Source organism: Streptomyces sp. NBC_01410, from assembly GCF_045040195.1.
GTDB lineage: Bacteria > Actinomycetota > Actinomycetes > Streptomycetales > Streptomycetaceae > Streptomyces.
Window position 1 is genome coordinate 318,893 of sequence record NZ_CP109530.1, and the last position, 23,047, is coordinate 341,939.

Below are 23,047 nucleotides of genomic sequence, written 5' to 3' on the forward strand. Positions count from 1 at the left end.
ACTACCCGTCGACACCACTGTGTCCTCAGGATCTCTTTCGAGTGCTGGATGTTCTTTTCCCAACTACCGGCCGTACCCTGCACCACAGGAGTCACTGACACGAGATAGCGGCGGTGACCTGGATCGAAGGGAATCCCCATGACCACAACAGCCAACACACCTGAGAGCATCACCGCCACAACAGCGTTGCTGGAAGAGGAACTTCCTCGCCTGGAAGAGCACCAGCAGATGCTCGAGAAGGAACTCGCCTCTGTCACCGACCGGCTGGGCTCGGTGCGCACCGCACTCGCCGCACTGCAGGCCCTGTCCGGCACCGCCCAACTGCTGACGCCCACCTCAGACGCGGAAACAGTGCCCCCGCCTGCCTCCTCGGCCGATACCGAGACCGTCAGCGATACCCCTGCACCACCGGTGACAGCGCAGGAGAACAGCACATCCGACGCCACTCCTGAGCGCTCCGGCACTCGCGCATCAGCCGCCCGCAAGGGGCCGGCGAAGAAGGCCGCTACACAGAAGCAGAGCAGGCGTCCAGCGAAGAAGGCGGCATCCGCGAAGCCTGCGAAAGCGCCGAAGACAGCGAAGCCGGCAAAGACGACCGCTGCGAAGCGCACCACGCGCGCTGTGGCCCCTACAGAGACCGGAGGCCTGACCGAGCAGGTCCTGGCGGTTCTCTCAAAGTCTGGCGGCAAGGCGGTCCGGGCCCGTGATGTCGCAGAGGCCTTGGGCCGCGACGACACACTCAACGGCATCAACACCGTCCGCAGCACACTCGACCGCCTCGTGGCCACATCGCGCGCCCAGCGTGCCGGCCGCGGCCTCTACCAGGCACCCGCCAGCTGATCCCCGTCCATTTCGCCTCATCACGGTGCCAGGAGACAGCTAACGGGGCATGCCGGGGCGACAGCGGCGCTGCAGACAAACCGCAGCCCGCTCCCCCGCGTTAGTTCCCTTGAATGTGGCCACAGTCGGGGCGGCGAAACTCATGTATTTGTGGTGCCGCGCGCGCTTGGTGGAGTGGGGTGCCGTGCTCGGCCCAGGCACGGAGCCGGTCCCGGTCGACCCAGTGGATCCCGTGCCGTTCGCCCCACACCTTCGCATCGCGCGTACAGGCCCCATTGCTCACCACAACCGCAATGTCGGCACGGTGGACGGGGCCGTCTCTTGTCAGGCGGGGGACGTCCACCTTCGTGAAGCGCTGTCGCTCGTGGCCGGTATCGAGGTACGTACGCACCTCACGGACCTGCTCGGTCTTCGTCCGCCCCGGCGGTGTCCGCGCCGCGGGTGTACGCCTGTGTCTTGTAGGCGCGGGTGGCCGGCACGGTGGCATGCTCCGCGATGATCGTCTTCGCGTCCTCCGGCAGCACAGGCGGGGCGATTCCGTCCTCCGCCGCGCCTGGGACGAGGGCCTCGGCCACTTGCGTTGGGGTCGGCCGGTCGGCTGGGTTGACGCTGAGACAGGCGCGCACCACGTCCTCCAGTTCGTCCGGCAGGCCGGTCAGGTCGGGCGTGCCCTCGCAGATGGTGACCATCATTGCCGGGGCGTCGCTCCCCCAGGGAATGCGGCCCAGCGCGAGGCGGGCGAGCAGGGTCCCGAGGGAGAACACGTCGCTGGCGGGTGTGAAGTGCTCGTGCTCTCGAAGTTGTTCGGGCGAGGCGTAGGCGTATGTCCCCGCGAACCCGCGGCGGGGTTCCGTCAGCCGTTCGATCTGTGCGATGCCGAAGTCGATGACACGCGGGCCGTCCTCGGTCAGCAACACGTTGGCGGGTTTCAGGTCGAGATGGACGATGCCCTGCGCGTGGATGGCGGTCAGTGCCGTGGCGACGCCGGCCCCCAGGCTGCGGACCGTCGCGGTGTCCAGCACGCCGCAGCGTTTGACCAGCTCCTGCAACGACGGTGCCGCGACGTAGGGTACGGCCATCCACGGCGTGTCGCTGTCCCCGTCGGCGGCGATGACCGGGACTGTGAAGCGTCCGCTCACCCGCTGGGCCGCCTGCACCTCGTGGGCGAAGGCCTGCCGGATCGACGGGTCGGCCGCGTACTGAGCATGCAGGGTCTTGACGGCCACCATGACGCCGGCTGTGTCCTGGCAGAGGTAGACGCGCCCGAAGCCGCCCTCTCCCACACGTTCCAGCACCTGGTACGGGCCGAAGGCCCAGGGGTCGTCCGCTGCGCGGGCGGGCCGAGCCCGCTTCAACTCCCGCCAGCCACCGAGGGCCTCGGCCTGCGGGTTGAACACGCTGCGCTCGCTCGAGGGGCGCATCGTGGCGGGCTTTGCCTCTGCCCGATCGTCGTCCACCACCACGATCGGCACCCCTACCGGGTTGTCCCCGTGGAACGCGTAGGCCTGCACCTGCACGTTGCCCGGGCTGGGGCAGGACACGTAGACGCCGAGCAGTCCGAGCCGTTCGCACAGGGCGCCCTCCGCAGGCGTCGGACAGCGGTCCGCGCGGGCGAAATAGAGGGCACGAGCCTCATATCCCTGGTCCGCCAGGTGCTGGATGATCCCGGACCATTGCTCCGAGGTGACCTCCTGCGGTCCCTCACCGCCCACTCGAGTACGGATGGTGAGGATGCGGGTCACCAGCCGGGCCCTCGTTTCGCGGGTGAGGATGCCGAAGGCCGTATCGGGCGCGGCGTCCACCTCGCGAGCGAGCAAGGTTCCCGCGCCCTGTCCGATGTGGAGGTCCGTGCGCCGAGCCGCGCTGGCGAGCTCGTCCCGCTGCGCGCACAGCGTGTCGTACTCGGGTGTGCCCGGCCCCTGGCCCTGCAGCGCCATGCAGTCGAGCACTTTCTGGAAGCAGGCGGCAGCCTCCGCGAGATTCTCCGACTTCATCGCGGCTTTGGCCTGCGAGACGCGTGCGCCCAGTACCTGGGCGCTGCCCGCGCCGTACAGCTGCTCGCTCTGGTCGGCTATCTGTTCGTACATCCGGCTCGCCCGTGGGAAGTCGCCGGACTGCTCGACCTCCGCCGCCGCCATGATCAGGTTCTGCAGCCCGTCGTGGCCTTGGTCGTGGCCGAAGGGCAGCCCTCCGGCGAGCTCGGCGTAGCGCTGACGGGCCATGCCGGTGAGCTGGTGCGCCGAGCCGAGTTCCCCTTCGGCGGTTCGCAGCATCTGGGTGTACGTGCGCAGCGCGGCAGCCGTGTCACCGGCCTCCTGCTGCCAGTGGCCCATGTCGCACAGCATGCTGAGCGCCGTCTCTGTGCGGCCCTCCCGCTGGGCCGTGGTGTGCATCTCCTCATAGCGCCGGGCGGCCTCCTGGCAGCGCCCGGCCCGGCCGTGCCAGTGGGCCAGTTGGTGGCGGGCCAGTTCGGTGTCCGGGTGACGCGGCCCTTGGTGTGAGATCCGGTCACGCAAGAGTTGACCGAACAACTCCACAGCGCTCTCCGGCTCCCCAGACTCGCCTGTCCAGTGCGCCAGTTGATGCCGCAGTGCAAGGGTGGTGGTGTCGTCCGGCCCCAGTGCACTGTCCGCCTGAGCGACCAGGTCGCGATAACGCCTCACCGCTTCACCGGCTCTGCCCCCGCGTCCCGCCTGCTCGGCCGTAGCACTCTCGGTCTGCAGCCGGGCAAGCACCCCGGGACTTGGTGTCGTTCCGGGCCCTTCGTCCGGCTGCGGTGTGCTCCTTTGCCGCTTGCCCATCCATCGCATGCAGGCACCCCCAGGCCCTCAGAGCAAGCAGGTCCGCTCGCCCACCGCCGGTCCGTACCCGCCAAGTGAACCCGGACGCAAGCAAATCGGCACCCCTCCCGGACAACCTGCACCACGGACGGGCCCATCCTGTTCCTGTTCCGTTACTCACCGGCCCGCATGTCAGGGCAGCCCCTCCCTGCCCTGCCTCATGCCCGAACCGCAGCCCGCATCACCGAGGCCGTTGTGCGTGGGGAGGCTGCTGGCGGCTCGGATCAGCCCCGCGGGCACCGCTGCTGTATCTCTCCGGGGCTGTCGCTACGCGGCGCCCGCCACTGTCAGGACCGCGACCGGCAGGAGCAGAATCCACTGCGGCAGCCGGAGCAGTGGCTTCGGCCAGCCGACCGACAGCGTGACGACCAGGAAAGCGACTGCGTACGCGACGAAGTGCGCAGCCACGAACCACGCCACCAGGCCGGTCGCTGACGTATCGTCCGCCAGCGCGAGGTAGACCAAGGCGGCTGCGGAGAGCACCAGGTCGACGCTCACCATGTGCCACACGGCATGAAGGACGCGTTTGGGTTCGTCTGCGAGTCCGCAGGACAGCAGCGGGCGGACCACATCCCGGTGCCCGCCGACGATGTGCGCTGCGGCGACACCGAACGCGGTGATGCCCGCTGCGAGAAGCCAGCCGTTCATCGGATCTCGATTCCTTTGGCTATGACAGCAGCCAGCCGGCCGGCCAGCTGAGGGTCGGGGTGTTCCCCGACCAGGCCGACGTGGAAGAACACGGCTCCTGCCAGCGTGTCCAGGACCAGATCCACGGGCGTGTCGGCCGCGATCTCCCCGCGCACCACGGCGCGCTCGAAGACGATCAGCAGCCGCTCCTTCGACGGGGCCAGGAAGTCGCTGCGGATGCGCGCCTTCAGCACCGGATCGGCGGCGAAGTCAGCGAGCAGCCCCGGGAGCGCCGCTGCGGCGGCAGGTGCGTGGAACTCGTCGACCAGGCCCCGCAGCAGTGCGGTCAGGTCCCCGGCCAGCGTTCCGGTGTCTGGGACCGGAGCATCGTCGGTGGTCGTGAACACGGCCTCGAAGACCAGCTCCGGCTTGCCCCGCCACCGCCGGTAGACCGTGTCCTTGCCGACACCGGCACGGGCAGCCACCGCCCCGATCGATGTCGCGGCGTAGCCGACCTCGATCACCAGCTCTGTGGCCGCACTGACGATCGCCTCGTGCGAGCGGGGATCCCTGGGACGTCCCCTGGAGGACGGAGAGGAACTCATACCCATTTACGATACGGGTCGACCCGTTTGATAAGCAACCCCGGTCGGTGTCACGAGGACATCACCGCTGCGGAGCATGTATTACGCGATGATGCGACGAGCCACGCCAGTGGCACCAACCACAACGCACATACTCAAGACCGCTTAGTGCAGGAGGACGTAGAGAGTCATGAGCTGGCCGACGGCGAGGAAGAGGACAGCCGGGTACACGACTGCAGCGCGCAGTAACGGGTCAACGCGCAGATTTCTGATCCTTGACATGGGTCTCTCCTCATCAGCGACGAGCAGGGCCAGCTTCAGCCGGATGCGAGTGTGGTGCCACATTCGCCATTGTTCGCTCGGGCATTGACATGCGTGCAGGACCGCCTGCAGCACTTCGGTGCGTGGCAGTTCCGTTCCGTGAAGAGCGGCTTTGAGACTGCTTTTGGTAACGCGGAGGCGTCCCTTCTTAGCGCGCTGGTGGACCTCGTGCAGGGACAGGCCACTGCGGGACCACAGCAGTTGGAGGAGCCCCGCGAACTGCGCGGGTGTCGTACACAGGTCAAGGGCGGTGTCGAAGGGGCCTGGTTCTGTCGCTGGGTGGGCCGGGGCGATAGCGCGGGCCTGGCGCATGAGTGCCGGCACCTGCCCTGGCCCCCCGTGAGCTGGAGACCCTGCGACACATCGCCTCAGGGTGCACCTACCTGCAAACGGCCCGCCAGATGGGGCTCTCCAAGCACACGGTCGACACCTATCTCCGCCGTATCCGGGCCAAGGTCAACATCAACAGCACGGCCGAACTCACCCGATGGGCCATTTCCCTGGGACTGTGACACCCAGCCACGCGCGCACCGACTGTGGGCTTCCTGCCATACCCATCGCCAGTAGCCGGTAGCCGGTACCCCGCCAACCAGACGGCGCACGACCCGGCATAGGACACGATCCGGTCAGCCAACGGCAGACACCATGAAACGCCGGCAAACGCCGCCGAACGCCAACGCACAGCAACAACCAACAACGACCACCAACGGGACCGGCCCGACCCGGCCGGATGGCATCCGGCCGTCGCTTCAGACCAGCGCGGTTGCGCAACACTCCCCCGCATGCCGAGCCTTCAGCACAGCAAGTCCGCCGGTGACGCCCATGAGCAACACGCCGCCCAGGAACCCGCCCCATGCGGGCGGGGGCTTCCCCACCCTCCCCGCCGGTGACCCCCTCCGGCTCGGCGTCGTCGACTACGCCGGCCGCGCCGTTTACGACCACGGACGCTCGCTCGACGGTCGGCCGATCAAAATCACCGGCTTCGTCACCCTCGACGGCAACGGCGCGCCCTACCTGACCCGCATGGTCCTCAACTGCTGTGCTGCCGACGCCCAACCCGTCAAGATCGGCCTGTCCGGACAGATTCCCCCCGTCCTGCAACCCGACACGTGGCTCGAAGTCACCGGCACCTACACCGGCAAGCAGGCCAAAGACCCCGTCAACGACGGCGTCATCCCGTTCATCAATGTCAGCCAAGCCAGACCGGTCCCTGCCCCACACAACGAGTACGAAGACTGAAGCAGTCAGGGACGCGGATCCGCTGCCAGGCGGGCCGAGCCTGCCACGAGCGAAGCGGTGAACTCGTGCCGCGGCGTGGTGAGCACCTGCTGTGCCGGTCCCTGCTCGATGAGCTCACCGGCGTCCAGTACGGCGATCCGGGCGGCAGTCGCCGCGGTGTCGAGGTCATGGGTGATCAGGACCAGGGCCAGTTCGGGTCGGTCACGCAGCAGGACGGCGAGCGTGTCCAGAAGGCCGCGTCGGGTAACCGCGTCGAGGCCGGAGGTGATCTCGTCGCAGATCAGCACCCTCGGCCGGGCGAGCAGGGCCCGGGCGAGCGCGGCCCGTTGGAGTTCGCCGCCGGACAGCCGGCCGGGCTTGCGCCGCACCAGCTCCTCCGTGAGGCCGAGGCCGGTCAGGGTGTTCAGCGCCTCGGCAAGCGCCTCTTGCGGGTGCGTTCCTCGCAGCCGCACCGCCGTGCGTGCCACCTGGTCCAGGACCGGTCGGTGTTCGTCGAACGCGGCGTTGGCGTCCTGGAAGACGTACTGGACCGCGGCCAGTTGTTCACGGGTCCGGGCGCGCAGGCTGTGCGGGAGCGGGGTGCCGTCGAGCCGGACTTCGCCTGCGTAGTCGCGGTGGAGTCCGGCCAGGCAGCGGGCGAGCGTGGTCTTGCCGCTGCCGGAGCGGCCGACGACGGCCAGGCACTCGCCGGCGCGGAGGGTGAGTTCGGGGATGCGTACGACTTCCTTGATACCGGCGCCGTCGCGGTGCCGGGCGGTGAGGCCACGTACCTGGAGTGCCGTGTGTCCTTCGCGCGTCGGCGGGCTGTCGGCCGTCTTCCCGTCCGCTGCCAGGAGTTCGGCGGTCCAGGGATGTCGCGGGGCGAGCCACAGTTGCTCCGCGGGAGCCGCCTCCACCACTCGGCCGCCGCGCATGACCAGAACCTCGTCGGCCAGGGCCCGGACGACATCCAGGTCGTGGCTCAGCAGGACCACGGCGATGCCCTGCCGGGCGACCGCAGCCAACTGGTCGACGATGCGCCGCTTCGTCAGCACGTCCTGCCCCGTGGTCGGCTCGTCCGCGACCACCACCCTGGCGCCGAGCAGCAGTGCCTGTGCCAGGACGGCGCGCTGCTGCTGGCCACCCGAGAGCTGGTGCGGATAGCGGCGAAGCAGGGCCTCGCCCTCCGAGAGCTGTGCGGCGGAGACGGCGTGCAGGATACGTGTCCGGGCGGCAGCGCGGCGCTCGGGCCTGGGCAGGCTCCGCACCTGGTCGCGGGCGATGTCCCGCAGCAGTGCGCCAACCCTGCGTACGGGGTTGAGGACGGCGCCGGGGTGCTGGGGTACGTATCCCACGAGGCCGTTGGGTACGCGTACGTCGCCGGTCACCCGGGCGCCCGCCGGGTACTCGCCGAGCAGGGCGAGGCCCGTGGTCGTCTTGCCGCTGCCGGACGCGCCGACGAGTGCCGTGATTTTCCCGGGCCGGACCTGAAAGCTGACGCCGTCGACGATCGGCCGGCCGTCGATGTCGACGCGTAGATCTTTGATCTCAGCGACCGCGTTCACGTCCGCTTCCTCCGTTGCAGTACGGCGTCGAAGAGCAGGTTGCTCCCCATGGTCAGGGCGACGATCAGCAGGGCAGGCACCACCACGGCCCAGGGCTGGACGAACAGCCCCGTACGGTTGCGGTCCACCATCACCGCCCAGTCGGCGGCGTCCGGCTCGACGCCGACGCCGAGGAACGCCGCCGTGGCCACCAGGTAGAGCACCCCTGTGAGCCGTACGCCCGCGTCGGCGGCGAGTGTGCGCGCGATCGACCTGCCGACATGGCCGACGGCCATGCGCCACCACGTCTCTCCCTGCATACGCAGCGCCTCGACGGCCGGGCGTGAGGCCGCCTCGGCCGCAGCCGCCCGGACGATCCGTGCCGCGTCCGGGAAGTTGACCAGGGCCACCAGCAGGGAGAGACCCACCGCACCCGGCGAGAAGACGGCGGCCACCAGCAGGATCAACAGCAGCGACGGCACGGCGAGCAGCACGTCCACGGGCCGCATCAGCAGCTCTTCGAGCCATGTCCGGTGGGTGAGCGCGCTGATGAGTCCGAGCGGCAGGGCCACCAGGTAGGCCAGAGCCGTCGCGGCCAGAGCGACGAGGACCACGGACCGCCCGCCGAGCAGTACCTGCTGCCACACATCCCGGCCGACGAAGTCGGTGCCGAGCCAATGTCCTCCGCCGAGCGTGAAGGAGGGCGCTCGTGGCCCGGGCTCGCCCGCGAAGAGCGGCCCGAGCAGCGCGAGGGCGAGCGGTACGAAAACGATCACCAGGCCGAGCGTGAAGCGTCCCGGCCGGATGCCTGCGAGCGTTTTCATGCCGCCACCCCCGCCCGGGGCGAGAAGCGGTGGACGACCAGGTCGGCGCCCAGATTGAGGACTACGGCGGTCAGTCCGAAGACGACCGCGAGGCCCTGCACCACGGGAACGTCCCTTTCCGCGACCGCATTCATCAGCACCGTTCCCAGCCCGGGGATCACATACAGCGCCTCCACGACGATCACCCCGCACAGCAACCAGTCGATCGTCCGGGCGAGTTGCTGGGCGGCGGGCGCGATGGCGTTGGGCAGTGCATGCGCGTACTGGATCCGGGCGCCGGAGATTCCGTAGCGGCGGGCCTGGGCGACATACGGCGAGGCAAGTGCGTCGATCATGCCTGCCCTTACCAGGCGCGCCAGTGAGCACACCGGCCGCGACAGCAGGACGAGGACAGGGAGGACCAGCGCCGCGGGGTGGGCGAGCAGATCAGTGCCGTAGCCGACGGCGGTTGGCGGCAGCCAGCCGAGGCGCAGGGCGAACACGGTGATCAGCAGCACGCCGAAGGCGAACTCCGGGACCGCGTACACCCCCAGCGTCACCGAACTGACGAGCCGGTCCGCGAGCCGCCCCTCGTGGCGGGCGGCCAGCACACCGAGGCCGACCCCGGCCGGCACCAGCAGCACCATCGTGAGCACGGCGAGCAGCACGGTCGGCCCGAAGCCGTCCGCGATGTACGAGCTGACGGGCCGCCCCGAGGTCAGGGATGTGCCGAAGTCGCCGTGCAGCAGCCCGGCCGCCCAGTCCGCCAGGCGTTCGTACGCCGGCCGGTCCAGGTGCAGCGCCTCGCGGATGGCCGCGATCCGCTCCGGGTCGGGCTGGTCGCCGGCGAGCGCCACGGCGGCGTCGCCCGGCAGCGCCTCGGTGAGAGCGAAGACGAGCAGCACGACGGCTGCCGTCTGCGCCACGCCGAGCAGCAGCCGCCGGGCGACCCAGGACCGTAGTCCGATCACGCCAGCCAGACCTTGTCGAAGCGTGCCCAGTCGAGGGAGTTGGCGGGCGCCTTCTGCTCGACGCCCCGGACACTGCGGGCGGTGCCGAGGATCCAGTCGGCGAAGCCCCAGATCAGGAAGCCGCCCTCGGCGTGCAGTCGGCGCTGCATGCGCTCGTAGACGGCGACGCGGTCCTTCTTGTCCTTGGTGGACTGTGCCTGCTGGTACAGGGCGTCGAAGTCCTTGTGCTTCCAGTGGGTTGCGTTGGTGGTCGAACCTGTGAGCAGGCGCTGGGAGATGTGGGATTCGATGGGCATGGCGCCGGAGCGGTAGGAGGCCAGGGTCCCGGAGTCGAGGATGTCCTTCCAGTAGCTGTCCTTGCTGCCGGTCCTGATCTCGATTCTCACTCCGGCCTTGGCGGCCTGGTCGCGGAAGATCGCCGCGGCCTCGGTGAAGCCAGAGGCGACAGGTGAGGTGTCGAGGGTGACCTTGAGCTTCTCGGCGCCCGCCTCCTTCAGCAGCTTGCGGGCCCGGTCGAGGTCCTGTTCGCGCTGCGGCAGGCTGCCGGCGTAGTACTCGTAGCCCTTGCCGAACAGGTCGTTGCCGATCTCGCCGGCGCCGGACAGGGCGCCGTCGACCAGCTCCTTGCGGTCGGCGATCAGGAAGAACGCCTCGCGGACCCGCTTGTCGTCGAACGGCGGCCGGTCGGTCTTCATGACGAAGCCCTGCATGGCGCTGCCCTGGAGCCGGACGATCTGGATCTGCCCCTTGTTCTCGTGGGCGCGGGCCGTGGCGGGGTTGAGCTCGTGGGCGTACTCGACCTGCCCGCCCAGCAGGGCGTTGGCGCGCGCCGATTCCTCGTTGGCGACGACGAACTCCAGCTCGTCGAGGTAGGGGGCACCGTCCCAGTACGCGTCGTTGCGCTTGAAGACGGCGGACTTGCCGGGCGCGAAGGACACAAAGCGGAACGGGCCGCTGCCGACCGGCTTCTTGTCGAAGTCCTTGAGACCGTCGGGGACGATGTACGCGCCGAACGCCGCGAGGACGTTGGGGAATTCGGCGGTCGGGCGCTTGAGGACGAACTCGATGGTCCGCTCGTCCAGAGCGCGGCTGGCCTTCAGGTCGATGGGCTCCAGCGACGCCTTGGCCCGGAACGCCTTCGCCGGGTCGGCGATACGGCGGTAGCTGTAGAGGACATCCTGGGCGGTCACCGGCTTGCCGTCGTGGAAGGCGGCCTTACGCAGGGTGACCTTCCAGCGGTCCAGGCCCGCGTTCGGCTCCCACGCCGAGGCGAGCCGGGGCTGTGCGGAGAGGTCGGGGCCGTAGTCGGCGAGCTTGTCGAACAGTGCCTTGGCTCGGGCGGCATCGGCGAAGAGGTTGGCCAGGTGCGGGTCGAGGGTCTCGCTCGCACCACCGCCGGCGAAGGCGGCGCGCAGCCGTCCGCCGCGCTTGGGCTTGCCGTCGCCCTTGGCGGGGTCGGCGGCGGTTCCGGAGCCGGCGCAGCCGGCGAGCGCGAGCACGCCAAGTCCGGCCGCGCCTGAGGCTGCGGCGAGGAAGCCCCGGCGGCGCAGGCCGGGGAACCGGGAGTCGTTGACGGGGACGTCGTTCATGTGGGTGTCCTTGCTGTGCGAGCGGATATCGGGCGTGGGGGGCGACGGCGTGGGGGGTTCAGCGGGCGCGCGTGAGGCGGGCGACGAGATGGAGCCGGTCGGCATCGGCCGTAGCGCCCGGCAGGTCGCCCTCACGCCACGGCGGCTCCGTACGGGGACCGGGCCCGTCGGACAGGGCGAGCACCTCGAAGCCGTGCACGGCGAGGAGATGGCGCAGCTCCTGGGGGAAGAGCAGCCGCCATGCGGAGCGCTGCTCGACGGGCGGCGATCCGTCGTCGGCGGTCCATACACGGGTGCGCCGCAGCAGTTGGGCGGTCCGGTCGACGAGCAGGGTGGTGGTGGACCGGTAGGTGATGCCCTGCCAGCTCAATTCATTGACGGCCGCGGTATCGAGCAGTTCGGTACGGCCCAGGAAGAAGGCCCCGTTGCGCATCTCCGCGACGAGCAGTCCGCCGGGTGCCAGCGAGTTGCGGCAGGAGGCCAGGAAGCCGTCGAGTTCGTCGTTGGTGTGGCAGTACAGCAACGCACTGTCCAGGCACACAACAGCGTCGAAGGGCCGTGCTGCGAGGTCGAATCCACGCAGGTCTGCCTGGACGTACTCCGGACCGGGGTGATGCGCGCGGGCGTGCTCCAGCATCGTCTCGGACAGATCCGCGCCGACGACCATACGGCCGGCCGCATGCAGATACGCGGCATCCCGGCCGGTGCCGCAGCCGATGTCCAGGACCCGCGGACCGGCCCCGTTCCGCCGCAGACAGTCTTCCGCCCAGCGCGCCGCCAGGCGTGCCTCGTCGGGGAAACGGGCTTCGTACAGGGCCGGGTTGTCGGTCAGCAGGTTCGCGTTCCTCATCTGTGTCTCCTCACACCAGCACCGGTACGTGCGCCACTTGGGCGGGAAGCACTCGCCGGCGGTGCAGCCAAGCGACGCCGGCGGCCGAGGCAAGTCCGAGGACCAAGCAGCACGCCCAGGGCAGCCACTGCGCCCCCGCGCGCTCACCGGCATCCATGGCCCAGCCGACGACCGTGTTGCCGACGGCCGCGGCGATGCCCGAGACCACGTAGAACAGCCCGAAGTACGTGCCGGTGAGCTCCGGCCGGCCGAAGCGGGGAATCAGCTCCATCACGAAGGGCTGGGCGATCATGACTCCCAGGTGGAGCAGCAGCGCCCCGGCCAGGACAGGCAGCGCACCGAGCGCCACGTCGCCGACACCGCCGTGCGGTGTCCCGGCCCCCGCCACCGTCATCGGCGGTATGAAGGCCAGCCCCATCAGCATGAGCCCCACGCCGATCCATCTCGTCCGGGTGCCCCGGCTCTTCAGCGCCCGCGTGATGCGCAGTTGCAGCAAGAGGTTGGTGAGAGTGCCGACGAGGAAGACGATGCCGGCCGCGCCGTCCCAGCCGGTCGCCCGGCGCGCGCCGTCCGGCAGCAGCAGATACAGCTGGTTCTCCATGGTGAACATGCCGACCATGGCAACGGCGAACGCCATGAAGCCGCGGTTGCCGATCACCTCTCGCCAGTCCCCGAGGACGCTGTTCGCGGACGGAGTTACCTGGCCTGCCGGAAGGACAAGAACCTGGGCGAACGTGAGCACAGCGAAGATCCCGGCCGCGGTGAGCGCGGCGGCGCGGAAGTCGACCAGCAGCAGGGCGCTGCCGAGCAGAGGCCCTATCAGGGCGCCGGTGGTCGCGAAGACGTTGAACAGAGCGAACGCCTCGGCCTTGCACTCCCCCGCCTCCAGGGCGAGATACGCACGTACGGCCGGGTTGAACAGCGCCCCGGCCAGCCCACTGAGTACGGACGCGGCGAGCAGCACCGCCAGCCCGTCGCCGAGGGCGAACAGCCCGAAGCCGACGGTGCGCAGCGCGCATCCGGCGATGATGACCCCGCGCGCGCCCAGCCGGTCCGAAGCCGAACCGCCGATGAGGAACAGGCCCTGCTGGCTGAGGTTGCGTACGCCGAGCACGATGCCGACAACAGCGGCCGACAGCCCGAGGTCCTCGCTCAGATGCACGGCGAGGTACGGGATGAGCAGGTAGAAGCCGGTGTTGACGCCGAGCTGGTTGACCAGGAGGAGCCGTATCGCGAGGGGGAAGCCGCGTATCTCGTGCCACGTCCTCACGCGCGTTCACTCTCCGCTTCGGTGCGCGGGCGCACGCCGAGGCCAGGGTGGCGGCTTACCCGTACGGTGCCGTCGGCGCCGCCGATACCGGTCCACGGGTCGTGGGCGAGCAGCAGATGCCCGTCGAGGTCGATCCACCGGGCGCGATCGGCGAGATGCACGGCGGGGGCGATGCCGAGCGTGCTGGCAGTCAGACAGCCGAGCATCAACTCGGTACCGGTACCGGCGATCAGTTCGGCGATCCGCAGTGCTGCGGTCACGCCGCCGCACTTGGCGAGCTTGACGTTGATGCCCTGCACCCGCCCGGCGAGACGGCGAGCGTCCTCGAAACCGACCGCGTCCTCGTCGGCGATGACAGGCAGCGGCGAGCGTTCGGCGAGCTTCGCCAGCGCCTCGGGGTCGCCGGGTGCGATCGGCTGCTCCACGGCCTCGATTCCCAGCTCCGCGAGGCGGGGCAGCAGCCTCTCCGTCGTGCCAACGGTCCAGGCTCCATTGGGGTCCAGGAGCAGCCGGGCGTGGGGAGCCGCGGCGCCCACTGCCCGCACGCGTTCCATGTCGTCGGCGGGGTCCGGGGAACCGGCCTTGATCTTGAGGACCGAGAAACCGTCCCGTACCAGGCGGGCGGCCTGGGCTTCGGCTTGTCTCGGCGACGTGATGCCGATGGTGCGGGCGGTCGGGGCGGACGGCTGGGCGGAGGTGCCCAGCAGTTCGTGGACGGGGATGCCTGCGCGCTTGCCCAGGAGATCGAGCAGCGCGGACTCGACGGCCGCGGTCACGGCGGGCGGGGTGCTGTCCCGGCCTCCGCTGCGCAGGGCCTCCAGGGCGCTCTCCGGTTCGGCGAAGCGTGCCAGCCACTGGGACTCCGCGTGCAGCAGTCTCCCGAGTGTGTCGGCATCGAGGCCGTAGTACACGCTGGTGACGGCCTCTCCGCGGCCGAGCCGGCCTTCGTCTTCGATGAACAGCCAGACGGCGTCGCGGGCCGCCATCGTCGAGCGGGATATGCGCAGCGGCTCGGTGAGTTGGAGACGCACAGTGCGCTGACTGACCTTCACGGGCTCTCTTCCAAGCGTGGGGTTCGGCTGTGCAGCGGGTCGGTGACGGCGCGGCATCGTGCCCAGCCGGTGGCCTCGACGGCCCGCGGATGCGGGATCTCGACCGGGCGCCTGGCAGCGGTGGCCAGGTCGAGCCCATGGGCGGCAGCGAAGTCGTCGTCGTAGACGCTGCCGAGATAGCGGTGGGGACCGTCGGGGAAGACGGTGGCGACGACGGCTCCCGGGTGGACACGGGCGGCCCAGGCGGCCACAAGCGCTACGGCTCCGGTGCTCCAGCCGCCGCTGACGAAGTTGCCGACAGCGAGCTTCCGGCAGGCGCCGGCGGCCTCGGCCGGGCCGACCCAATGGACCTCGTCGAAGGCGGCGTAGGCGACGTTGCGCGGATGGATGCTGCTGCCCAGGCCGCGCATCAGGCGGGGCCTGGCGGGCTGGCCGAAGATCGTCGAGCCGGTGGCGTCCACGCCGATCAGCCGGAGCCCGGGCCAGTGCCGCCGCAGCGGTCCAATCACGCCGGCGCTGTGGCCGCCGGTACCGACGCTGCAGACCAGCACGTCCAGGTGGTCCAGCTGAGCGGTCAGCTCGGCAGCGAGCGAGGCATAACCGACGATGTTGTCGGGGTTGTTGTACTGGTCGGGCCAGTAGGCGTCCGGCAGCGTCGAGAGCAGATCCCGCAACCGGGCCAGCCGGGCGGCCTGCCATCCGCCTTCGGCCGCCGGGCAGTCGACCAGCTCCAGCCGGGCGCCGAATGCACGCAGCAGCTGTCGCATCGAGGGCTCCAGCTCCGTGTCGCCGACCAGCACGACCGGATGCCCCAGGGCCTGACCGGCGAAGGCCAGCCCGATACCGAGCGTTCCGGAGGTGGACTCCACCACCGGGGCACCGGGGCGCAGTTCGCCGCGCTCCTTGGCCCCGAGCAGCATGGATACGGCTGCTCGCGCCTTCATGCCGCCGACGCCGAGACCTTCCAGCTTGGCCCAGAAGCCGGGCTGCGGGCAGGGCAGATCGACGGTGATGCGGGCGAGCGGGGTACGGCCGAGCAGGGCGAGCAGGTCGCGGTTGCCCGCGGGGCTGAGGACGGCCGTGGTCACAGGGCGGCTCCGGGGAGCTCACTGCCGCCGTAACGGTGGATGGTCCCAGGACCGCCGTCGAGCCAGAAGAAGGGATACGGTTCCGCGCACACCGCGCTGACTCCGGCGCCGATGAGGCGCGGCAGCACCGCACTGCCGGTCTGGGCGAACATCACCAGCGGCTTGCCGTGCCGCAGTGCGTGCTCGCGCAACGGCTCGAAGCTGCCGTTGCCGAGTGTCATGCCCGAGGCGAGGACGGCGTCACAGCGTTCCAGTTCCATGAGTGCGTCGGTGCGTACCGGCTCGCCCCACTCCGTCGTGCCGCCCTTGAGGTCGCAGGGTATGTACGCCAGACCGCGTGCGCGCAGCGCCTCCAGCAGCGAATTGACCACGCCGACGACGAGCACGGTGCGCCCCGGGGTGGCATGGAGGAGATCGACGACGGCCGCGGCCCTGGCCCGGGACTTCTCCAGGGAACTCCCGGCGGGCAGCGGACAGGGGCGTGCGCCGCTCCCCGAACTATGGGGAAGTACGTGCATCAGGTAGGCGTCGAGCGCGGCCACCCGTACCGGCAGCAGTTCATGCTCCAGGAGGCGGGCGACATCAGCGCCGACGCAGTCGTCGATCGCGCTGTCCGGAAGCCCACCGGGTTCGACCGCGCAGGAGCCCACCGCTTCGGCCAGACGCAGGCTCAGCACTTCGTTCCGGTAGCCGCCGCCGCGCCCGTCATGCCGTACGGCCTGGCGCGTGGTGAACGCCACGGCGATCCGCTGGGCCTTCGGGTCGGGTCCGAATCCTCCGCGGAGTACGCCGTCGACGAGTTCGTCGTACGAGGCCGCTGTGATGTTCGTGTGGGTGATGACTGTCATCGGCCGACCACCTTCGGACAGAGTGCCGAGAGCAGGGTCTCGACCCGATCGCGGGCCCCGAGGCCCTCGGCGTCGGCGGCCATGACGTGGCCCAGGTACTCGTTGTTGCTGCCCGCGGCCTTGACGACCTTGCCGGGCTCGGCGAGTTGGAGCTCCAGCAGGCCCGTTGCCGTGCGCACGTCGTCGGCGCCGTCGATGGACTCCAGCACCCCCTCGGTGTCCGGCACCAGGAACCCGATGGCCGCGCTGCGCAGACCGGTGGCTCGTCGGCACAGGTCCGGTTCGAGGCCCAGGGCCACGTCGACGCAGGCGGCGGCGAGGTCGATCCCCGTCACATGACGGATGAGTTCGGTGATGCGGTTGCCGGCGGGGCGGGGGTTGACCTCCACCACCCGGGGCCCGCCGGGCGTCAGCTTGATCTCGGTGTGCGCCACGACCCCGTCCAGGCCGAGGGCCTTCAGCGCCTGAACTGCCGTCTCCGCAGCGGCCATGGCGTCGGCGGCAGCGAGCGCCGCGGGGAACATGTGGCCGGTCTCGATGAAGGCCGGCGCCCCGCCGATGCTCTTGTCGGTCACTCCGATCACATGTGAGGCACCGGCGAACGACACGGTCTCGACGCTGACTTCCGGCCCCCGGAGCAGCTCTTCGAGGAGGACCACGGGCTCGCGGCGCTGGCCTCGCGCGTTGACGGGGAAGTCCGCGAGCGCCCTGTAGGCGCGGGTCAGCTCCGACTCGTCGTCGACGCGTCGGACGAACATCCCGGCGCACAGGTCCACGGGCTTGAGCACCAGCGGGTAGCCGATCTCCCGCGCGGCATCGGCGACCTCGGCCCAGTCCGCGCAGACCGCGAACCGCGGCCCCGGCACTGCGGCATCGGCAAGGACACGGCGGGTCGCGTCCTTGCGGCAGGCGTTCTCGACCGCCGCGGAGGAGGGGCCCGGCAGCCCCAGACGTCCGGCGATCCGCGCGGCCGTCGGAAGGTAGTAGTCGCACGAGGTGATCACCCCGTCGAAACCCAGTGCACCGTGGGCGCGCTCGACAAGGGGCAGCAACGCCTCGATGTCGTTGGTGTCGGCGGTCAGCACGTTGTGGGCCGCGAGCAGCGGGTGCCCGATGCCCTCAGGGGCGGAGCGCAGGTAGTGGTGCAGGTCACGGGTGAGGAAGGTGAACTGGTGCCCGCCCTCGCGGATCGCTCTTGGCAGCAGTCTGCTCATCGATCCGACCCAGCTCTCGACCATCAGCAGATGGGCCACGACTTCCTCTTCTCAGAACGCGGGTTGGACGCATGACGCGTCGGCGGCACCCGTCCGGGGACGGTCCGCCTTGACGCGACGACACGTTATCGACAATCGTTTTCATTGTCATCTGATCCAGTGTCGATTCTCTGAATGCGAGACCCGTGACTCCCGCTGTTCGCCACCGGGGCGTGCTCTGCGCCCTCGTGGCCACCACCGCCGCCCTGATCCCTGCCGCCCCGGTCCACGCCACTACCGCCCCCGATCCATCTCTGCGTTTTCGTCCCTGCCCGGAGTCCATGCCGGTCCCGGCCGCGCCCGACCGGGTGGAGTGCGGATGGCTGAGCGTCCCGCTCGACCGGGAACACCCGGACGGCGAGCACATCCGTATCGCCGTATCGCGCGTACGCGCTTCGGGGCCACCCAAGGAGCGGCGCGGCATTCTGCTGGTGAACCCGGGCGGGCCCGGTGGCCCTGGGCTGGCATACGCCGTCACCAAACGGGCCAAGCTGCCCGAGAGCGTGCGCCGCTCGTACGACGTCATCGGCTTCGACCCGCGCGGCACGGGACAGAGCGCGCCCGCGAACTGCGGCCCGATGGGCGGCCTTTTCGACAGCCCCGGAGCGGAGCCCGTACCGTCCGGCCACACCGCGGAAAAGGCATACCTCAACTCATTGAGGCGTATGGCGGACGACTGTGCGGCCGGCGTCGGCGACGCGCTGGAGCATCTGTCGACCACTCAGACCGCCCGGGACATGGACGCCATACGCTCCGCACTCGGCGAACGGCGAATCGGCTTCCTGGGCGTCTCCTACGGCAGCTACCTCGGCGCCGCCTATGCCGCACTGTTCCCGCAGCGCGTCGGCCGTATGGTGCTCGACAGCGTCGTCGGCCCCGGGGAGTGGTACGACTTCGACCTGCGGCAGAGCCGGGCACTGCTGCGCCAGCGCGAGGTGTTCTTCGCCTGGGTCGCCCGGTACGAAGAGCGCTTCGGTCTCGGCGGCAGCGCCGGCCGGGTCCGTGACGCCTATCGTCAGGCGCGCCAAGGCCTCGCAGCCCGCCCCGTGAACGGCTTCGGTTCGGCCGAGTTCGACCGTGCCGTGTACCGAGCGCTTGGCCGAACGGAACGCTGGGAGGGTCTCGCGGCAGGCATTCACGCGTACCTGCACGACAACAGCACCGAACTCCTGCGCCCCGCGGCTCCCTTCGGCGGCGCTGTGTCACGCGCTTATGAGTCCGCGAACCGCGTCGTGAAGTGCGCGGACGGGCCCGGCCCGACGCCCGGACGCGTCACGGCCGACCTCCGGCGACTGCGGCGACTCGACCCGCAGCCGGTCGTCACAGGCATCGAAGCCTCAGCCTGCGCCTACTGGCACATACCCGCCCGCGGCACCTTGCTCGGCAGCCCCGAGGCGCCTCCGGTGCTACTGATCGCCTCCGAACACGACCCCGTCACACCCATCGAGGGCGCCCGGCAGCTACGGCAGTGGCTGCCCGGCTCGCACCTGGTCACACTCCACGACGACTACTCGCACGGCGTGTTCGCCAGCCGGGGCAACAAGTGCGTGGACAGCGCCGCCGCCGCGTATCTGGTCGACGGGACCGTCCCGGTGACGGATGTCCACTGCGACGGCCCAGGTCTGCCGACACCCCGAGTCCCCAACGAATGAGTCCTCAGCGACAAGGAGTTACGCCATGGCCGACGCGCCGCAGGACGCACCCCACCCCGCGTACGTCGTGCGCCCCGCCACGGTGTCCGACGTGGAGGGAGCGCGCCGCGTGATGCTCGATACCTTCTACCGGGAATTCGGCTACGGCTACGTACCGGAATGGCACCGCGACGTCGTCGACATCGTGGGCACCTACCTGGACGACCCCCGACATCTGCTGCTTGTGGCCGTGCGCTGCGACGAGGTGGTGGCCACGACCGGTGTGCGATCGGTCGGTCCCGCTCATCCGCCGCACCCGCGCCGGCTCGCCGAGCGCTACCCACCGGGCACGACCGCGCAGATCGTCCGTGTCTACGTCAAAGCCGAGCACCGGCGGCACGGTCTGGCGCGGACCCTGGTGCGCAGGGCATGCGACTTCGCCGCAACAACGGCCGGTTACGACAGCATCTATCTGCACACCAACGTCCATGTGGAGGGCGCCGAAGCGTTCTGGCGGAGCATGGCCAAGGAGGTCTTCGACGCCCGGACGACCGGTGAGCACGGTCCTGGTGTCGGCACCGTGCACTTCGAGATCCCGATGCCGCAGTGACACAAAGCCCGCATTGGAAATGGAATCCATTTTCATGTAGCATCTGCGTCGCGCCGCCCAGAGAGGACCCGAAACAATGGCTGTACCCAAGCGGAAGATGTCCCGCAGCAACACCCGTCACCGCCGCGCCCAGTGGAAGGCCAGCACGCCGCAACTCGTGCCGATCACGGTCGACGGCACCGCCCATCTGGTGCCGCAGCGGCTGGCCAAGGCGTACGAGCGCGGTCTGCTGCGCCCCGAAGGCTGACGGGCATGGCCGAACGACTGCCCGTCACCGTCCTGTCCGGCTTCCTCGGAGCGGGCAAGACCACTCTGCTCAACCATGTTCTGAGCAACCGCGAAGGTCTGCGCGTCGCGGTCATCGTCAACGACATGAGCGAGATCAACATCGACGCCGCGCTGGTACGCGGCGGCGAGGCCGCCCTGTCGCGGACCGAGGAACGCCTGGTCGAGATGACCAACGGGTGCATCTGCTGCACCCTGCGCGACGACCTGCTCGAGGAGGTCGACCGCCTCGCCCGCGAGGACCGCTTCGACTACCTCCTCATCGAGTCCAGCGGCATCTCCGAACCGATGCCCGTCGCAGCAACCTTCGCCTTCCCCCGCGACGACGGCGCCACCCTCGGCGACCTGGCCCGCCTCGACACCATGGTCACGGTCGTCGACGCCGCCAACTTCCTGCCGGAACTGGCAGGCGGGGACGAACTCGCCGAGCGGGGACTCGACCAGTACGAGGACGACGAACGCACCGTCAGCGACCTGCTGATGGACCAGATCGAGTTCGCCGACGTCATCGTCCTCAACAAGCTCGACCTCGTCGATGCCGAGTGCGCCGACCGGCTGCGAGCAGCCCTTACCCGCCTCAACCCGGTGGCCCGGATCGTGGCCGCCACCCGCGGGCGCGTGGACCTCGGCGATGTGCTCGGGACCGGGCTGTTCGACCTGGAGCGCGCCCAACAGGCTCCGGGCTGGGTCATGGAACTCAACGGCGACCACGTCCCGGAGACCGAGGAGTACGGCATCTCCAGTACGGTCTTCCACTCCGACGTGCCGTTCCACCCGGGGCGCCTGTGGACGCTCGTCACCGAGGGACTCGACAGCGGCCGCTTCGGTCAGATCCTGCGCTCCAAGGGGTTCTTCTGGCTGGCGAGCCGCCCAGGCGTGACCGGCCTGTGGTCACAGGCCGGCTCCGTCGCCCGCTTCGAACCCTCGGGCGCCCAGGACCGGGACGGGGACAGCGCACAGGGCCAGGAACTGGTCTTCATCGGTACCGGCCTGCGCACCGAGGCACTTCAGGCCGCCGTTGCCGACTGCCTCATGAAGGATGGTGAAAGCCTTCCGGCTGCCGATCCGTTCCCCGCGTGGGACACCTACGGCATCGACGACGCCTGCGAGCACGAGCACCCCGTACTCGTACCGCAGATGTGAAGCCACCGGGTTGGGCAGTGGTCGCAGCCACGGCACTGCCCAACCCGGTCCACGTGGTGCGCTGGCCGGCGACGCCCTCAACGACTGCCGCCGCCGCGTTCAGCAGACCACCCGCGGCCGCCGCGGCCGTAAGAACGACCCGCTCTACCGTGCCCGGCGAACCCTGCACACCGGTGCCGACCTGCTCACCGACAAGCAGGCCGCCCGACTCACGGCCCTGTTCGCCATCGATGAGCGCGTCAAGGTCGAGGCCACCTGGGGCATCTACCAGCGGATGATCGCCGCCTACCGGCACCCCGACCCAGCCGCGGACCGCGAGCTGATGGTCAAGCTGATCGAGTCGCTCAGCGCCGGCGTCCCCAGGCCGCTGGTCGAGATCGCCAAGCTCGGCCGCACCCTGAGCAAGCGAGCCGCTGACGTACTGGCCTACTTCGACCGGCCCGGCACCAGCAACGGTCCAACCGAAGCGATCAACGGCCGCCTGGAGCACCTGCGCGGCTCCGCCCTCGGCTTCCGCAACCTCACCAACTACATCGCCCGATCCCTACTCGAGACAGGCGGATTCAGACCCCGACTACACCCTGCATTGGTGAAGAGCCGCTCTTCCTGGGGGTCGGCCAAAGATACGACGGAAACCGGCAACCAGTGATCTTGAGTTGAACTTGCCGCAGGTGAGGTGCTGGGCGGATCGGCGTCGGCTGCCCGACCAGGGACAGCGATGCGCAAACGCAGCCGGAGGCCCGATCTTGTGTCACCGTTCGCAGTGGACTTCTTCGCGTACCCGCTCAGATCGGTCAACGGCGCACCCGATAGCGCAGGTGAAGCACCCGGTTGCCCTGAATCACCACGTCAGGATCCTCCAACAGGTGCTGCGCGTGGACCGACCCGAAGTAGCGCTTGCCGGACCCGAACACGACGGGTACGACGTCCATGCGCACCTCGTCGATCAGGCCCGCGGCAAGCACCTGGCCACCGACGTCGCCAGCGGCGACCTCGACCATGCGGTTACCCGCAAGCTCCTGCGCCTTGGCCATGGCTGCCTCGACGCCGTCGACGAAGTGAAACGGCGCCTCGGGGTCCCAGCCCTCGGGCTCCGGCCGGTGCGTCACGACGACCACGTGGTCGATCCCGCCCGGAGGCTTCCCGTCCCAGCCGTCCGTCAGGTCGAAGACGTGGCGGCCGACGATCGTGACTCCGATCTGGTCCCAGTACGGCCGGGTGTAGTCGTAGGACGTCTGCGACACCTTCAGCTCGCCGCTCTCGTCCAACGGGACGTCACCGCTGGACAACCAGTCGAACAGCGGTCCGGGCTGGTCATTCTCGTCCGCGACGAAGCCGTCCACCGACACCGAGCTGTACATGACCACCTTGCCCACCGTGCTCTCCTCTGCTTTGGGGTGCCCCAAATTAGCGTGTCGTGAGCTGTCGTTCTTGTAAGAAATCAATCGGCCGGCAGCGGCCAGCCGTCCAGCGCGTGGCCGGGATGTTCGCGCAGGAACCGTCGCCGGACTTCGACGTACCGGGTCGGCGTGAGCCCGGTGAACGCCCGGAACTCGTGGCCGAAGTGGGCCTGGTCGAAGTAGCCTGCGCCACCGGCGAGGTCGCCCCAGTCGATCGGTCCGGCGGGGTTGATCGCGCACACGGTGGCGGCGAAGCGTTAGTGCGGGCCAGCCGCTTCGG

At 69.7% G+C, this 23,047-nt stretch carries 21 protein-coding genes and 3 pseudogenes; 8 read left to right on the top strand and 16 right to left on the bottom strand.

All coding sequences use genetic code 11. The annotated features are described in order from the left end of the window. Window positions 1–138: 138 nt before the first annotated feature. Window positions 139–840, top strand: coding sequence for a hypothetical protein (locus tag OG741_RS01485; RefSeq protein WP_405594276.1), 702 nt, complete (start codon window positions 139–141; stop codon window positions 838–840). A 100-nt stretch (window positions 841–940) separates the two neighbouring features. Here OG741_RS01485 and OG741_RS01490 read toward each other — a convergent pair. From OG741_RS01490 to OG741_RS01505, 4 genes and pseudogenes are all read right to left on the bottom strand, one after another. Further along, window positions 941–1,156, bottom strand: a pseudogene (locus tag OG741_RS01490) (hypothetical protein); the annotation flags it as partial. 76 nt (window positions 1,157–1,232) lie between these two features. After that, window positions 1,233–3,503, bottom strand: coding sequence for a protein kinase domain-containing protein (locus OG741_RS01495; RefSeq protein WP_405594278.1), 2,271 nt, complete (start codon window positions 3,501–3,503; stop codon window positions 1,233–1,235). Between the two features lie 444 nt (window positions 3,504–3,947). Beyond that, on the bottom strand, window positions 3,948–4,328 hold the full coding sequence (locus OG741_RS01500) for a hypothetical protein (protein ID WP_214926545.1): 381 nt from the start codon (window positions 4,326–4,328) through the stop codon (window positions 3,948–3,950). After that, window positions 4,325–4,912 (bottom strand): TetR/AcrR family transcriptional regulator, encoded by a 588-nt coding sequence (locus OG741_RS01505; RefSeq protein ID WP_405594280.1) that lies wholly within the window; start codon window positions 4,910–4,912, stop codon window positions 4,325–4,327. Before OG741_RS01505 ends, OG741_RS01500 begins: the two co-directional genes overlap by 4 nt. A 614-nt stretch (window positions 4,913–5,526) precedes the next feature. Between OG741_RS01505 and OG741_RS01510 the strand changes: the two genes are divergently transcribed. Both OG741_RS01510 and OG741_RS01515 read left to right on the top strand, forming a co-directional pair. Beyond that, window positions 5,527–5,724, top strand: a complete 198-nt coding sequence (locus OG741_RS01510; protein WP_405594282.1) for a response regulator transcription factor — start codon at window positions 5,527–5,529, stop codon at window positions 5,722–5,724. Between the two features lie 352 nt (window positions 5,725–6,076). Next, window positions 6,077–6,451, top strand: a pseudogene (locus OG741_RS01515) (TIGR03943 family putative permease subunit); the annotation flags it as partial. Window positions 6,452–6,456: 5 nt separating this feature from the next. Here OG741_RS01515 and OG741_RS01520 read toward each other — a convergent pair. The 10 genes from OG741_RS01520 to OG741_RS01565 are packed head-to-tail and all read right to left on the bottom strand — an operon-like array spanning window position 6,457 to window position 17,698. Then, on the bottom strand, window positions 6,457–7,995 hold the full coding sequence (locus OG741_RS01520) for an ABC transporter ATP-binding protein (protein ID WP_405594285.1): 1,539 nt from the start codon (window positions 7,993–7,995) through the stop codon (window positions 6,457–6,459). Beyond that, entirely contained in the window at window positions 7,992–8,798 is an 807-nt protein-coding gene (locus OG741_RS01525; protein ID WP_405594287.1) for an ABC transporter permease subunit, read from the bottom strand. The genes OG741_RS01520 and OG741_RS01525 overlap by 4 nt, the downstream gene beginning before the upstream one ends. After that, window positions 8,795–9,748, bottom strand: a complete 954-nt coding sequence (locus tag OG741_RS01530; RefSeq protein WP_405594289.1) for an ABC transporter permease — start codon at window positions 9,746–9,748, stop codon at window positions 8,795–8,797. Before OG741_RS01530 ends, OG741_RS01525 begins: the two co-directional genes overlap by 4 nt. After that, window positions 9,745–11,337 (bottom strand): ABC transporter substrate-binding protein, encoded by a 1,593-nt coding sequence (locus OG741_RS01535; protein WP_405594291.1) that lies wholly within the window; start codon window positions 11,335–11,337, stop codon window positions 9,745–9,747. Before OG741_RS01535 ends, OG741_RS01530 begins: the two co-directional genes overlap by 4 nt. Window positions 11,338–11,395: 58 nt before the next feature. Further along, the gene (locus tag OG741_RS01540) at window positions 11,396–12,187 is read right to left on the bottom strand and encodes a class I SAM-dependent DNA methyltransferase (RefSeq protein WP_405594293.1); all 792 of its coding nucleotides are present in this window, start codon (window positions 12,185–12,187) and stop codon (window positions 11,396–11,398) included. A 10-nt stretch (window positions 12,188–12,197) separates the two neighbouring features. Then, complete coding sequence (locus OG741_RS01545) at window positions 12,198–13,457, bottom strand: MFS transporter (RefSeq protein WP_405594295.1); 1,260 nt, start codon at window positions 13,455–13,457, stop codon at window positions 12,198–12,200. Then, the gene (locus OG741_RS01550; protein WP_405594297.1) at window positions 13,454–14,509 is read right to left on the bottom strand and encodes a dipeptide epimerase; all 1,056 of its coding nucleotides are present in this window, start codon (window positions 14,507–14,509) and stop codon (window positions 13,454–13,456) included. Before OG741_RS01550 ends, OG741_RS01545 begins: the two co-directional genes overlap by 4 nt. After that, window positions 14,506–15,597, bottom strand: coding sequence for a PLP-dependent cysteine synthase family protein (locus OG741_RS01555; RefSeq protein WP_405594299.1), 1,092 nt, complete (start codon window positions 15,595–15,597; stop codon window positions 14,506–14,508). Before OG741_RS01555 ends, OG741_RS01550 begins: the two co-directional genes overlap by 4 nt. Beyond that, window positions 15,594–16,445, bottom strand: coding sequence for a Rossmann-like domain-containing protein (locus tag OG741_RS01560; RefSeq protein ID WP_405594301.1), 852 nt, complete (start codon window positions 16,443–16,445; stop codon window positions 15,594–15,596). The genes OG741_RS01555 and OG741_RS01560 overlap by 4 nt, the downstream gene beginning before the upstream one ends. Next, window positions 16,442–17,698, bottom strand: a complete 1,257-nt coding sequence (locus tag OG741_RS01565; protein WP_405594303.1) for an ATP-grasp domain-containing protein — start codon at window positions 17,696–17,698, stop codon at window positions 16,442–16,444. The genes OG741_RS01560 and OG741_RS01565 overlap by 4 nt, the downstream gene beginning before the upstream one ends. Window positions 17,699–17,844: 146 nt before the next feature. Here OG741_RS01565 and OG741_RS01570 point away from each other — a divergent pair, with 146 nt between their 5' ends. From OG741_RS01570 to OG741_RS01590, 5 genes and pseudogenes are all read left to right on the top strand, one after another. Then, complete coding sequence (locus tag OG741_RS01570; RefSeq protein WP_405594305.1) at window positions 17,845–19,350, top strand: alpha/beta hydrolase; 1,506 nt, start codon at window positions 17,845–17,847, stop codon at window positions 19,348–19,350. A gap of 25 nt (window positions 19,351–19,375) precedes the next feature. Continuing rightward, a complete protein-coding gene (locus tag OG741_RS01575; protein WP_405594307.1) occupies window positions 19,376–19,939 on the top strand; it encodes a GNAT family N-acetyltransferase in 564 nt (187 codons plus the stop codon). A 76-nt stretch (window positions 19,940–20,015) separates the two neighbouring features. Further along, window positions 20,016–20,186: a 50S ribosomal protein L32 gene (gene rpmF, locus OG741_RS01580; RefSeq protein ID WP_405594310.1), complete on the top strand. Its 171-nt coding sequence runs from the start codon at window positions 20,016–20,018 to the stop codon at window positions 20,184–20,186. 5 nt (window positions 20,187–20,191) lie between these two features. Next, on the top strand, window positions 20,192–21,367 hold the full coding sequence (locus OG741_RS01585) for a GTP-binding protein (RefSeq protein WP_405594313.1): 1,176 nt from the start codon (window positions 20,192–20,194) through the stop codon (window positions 21,365–21,367). Window positions 21,368–21,393: 26 nt separating this feature from the next. Then, window positions 21,394–22,016 (top strand): annotated as a pseudogene (locus OG741_RS01590) (transposase); the annotation flags it as partial. Window positions 22,017–22,161: 145 nt separating this feature from the next. On the opposite strand, the gene OG741_RS01595 reads toward OG741_RS01590, so the two are convergent. Both OG741_RS01595 and OG741_RS01600 read right to left on the bottom strand, forming a co-directional pair. Beyond that, window positions 22,162–22,743 (bottom strand): dihydrofolate reductase family protein, encoded by a 582-nt coding sequence (locus OG741_RS01595; RefSeq protein WP_405594315.1) that lies wholly within the window; start codon window positions 22,741–22,743, stop codon window positions 22,162–22,164. Between the two features lie 65 nt (window positions 22,744–22,808). After that, window positions 22,809–23,009 (bottom strand): hypothetical protein, encoded by a 201-nt coding sequence (locus OG741_RS01600; protein ID WP_405594317.1) that lies wholly within the window; start codon window positions 23,007–23,009, stop codon window positions 22,809–22,811. Window positions 23,010–23,047 lie beyond the last annotated feature (38 nt).

Coding starts and splice junctions, on each gene's coding strand:
- OG741_RS01560 (WP_405594301.1), bottom strand. CDS start 16,445: ATGACAGTCATCACCCACACGAACATCACAGCGGCCTCGTACGACGAA.
- rpmF (WP_405594310.1), top strand. CDS start 20,016: ATGGCTGTACCCAAGCGGAAGATGTCCCGCAGCAACACCCGTCACCGC.
- OG741_RS01500 (WP_214926545.1), bottom strand. CDS start 4,328: ATGAACGGCTGGCTTCTCGCAGCGGGCATCACCGCGTTCGGTGTCGCC.
- OG741_RS01575 (WP_405594307.1), top strand. CDS start 19,376: ATGGCCGACGCGCCGCAGGACGCACCCCACCCCGCGTACGTCGTGCGC.
- OG741_RS01525 (WP_405594287.1), bottom strand. CDS start 8,798: ATGAAAACGCTCGCAGGCATCCGGCCGGGACGCTTCACGCTCGGCCTG.
- OG741_RS01535 (WP_405594291.1), bottom strand. CDS start 11,337: ATGAACGACGTCCCCGTCAACGACTCCCGGTTCCCCGGCCTGCGCCGC.
- OG741_RS01485 (WP_405594276.1), top strand. CDS start 139: ATGACCACAACAGCCAACACACCTGAGAGCATCACCGCCACAACAGCG.
- OG741_RS01505 (WP_405594280.1), bottom strand. CDS start 4,912: ATGAGTTCCTCTCCGTCCTCCAGGGGACGTCCCAGGGATCCCCGCTCG.
- OG741_RS01585 (WP_405594313.1), top strand. CDS start 20,192: ATGGCCGAACGACTGCCCGTCACCGTCCTGTCCGGCTTCCTCGGAGCG.
- OG741_RS01540 (WP_405594293.1), bottom strand. CDS start 12,187: ATGAGGAACGCGAACCTGCTGACCGACAACCCGGCCCTGTACGAAGCC.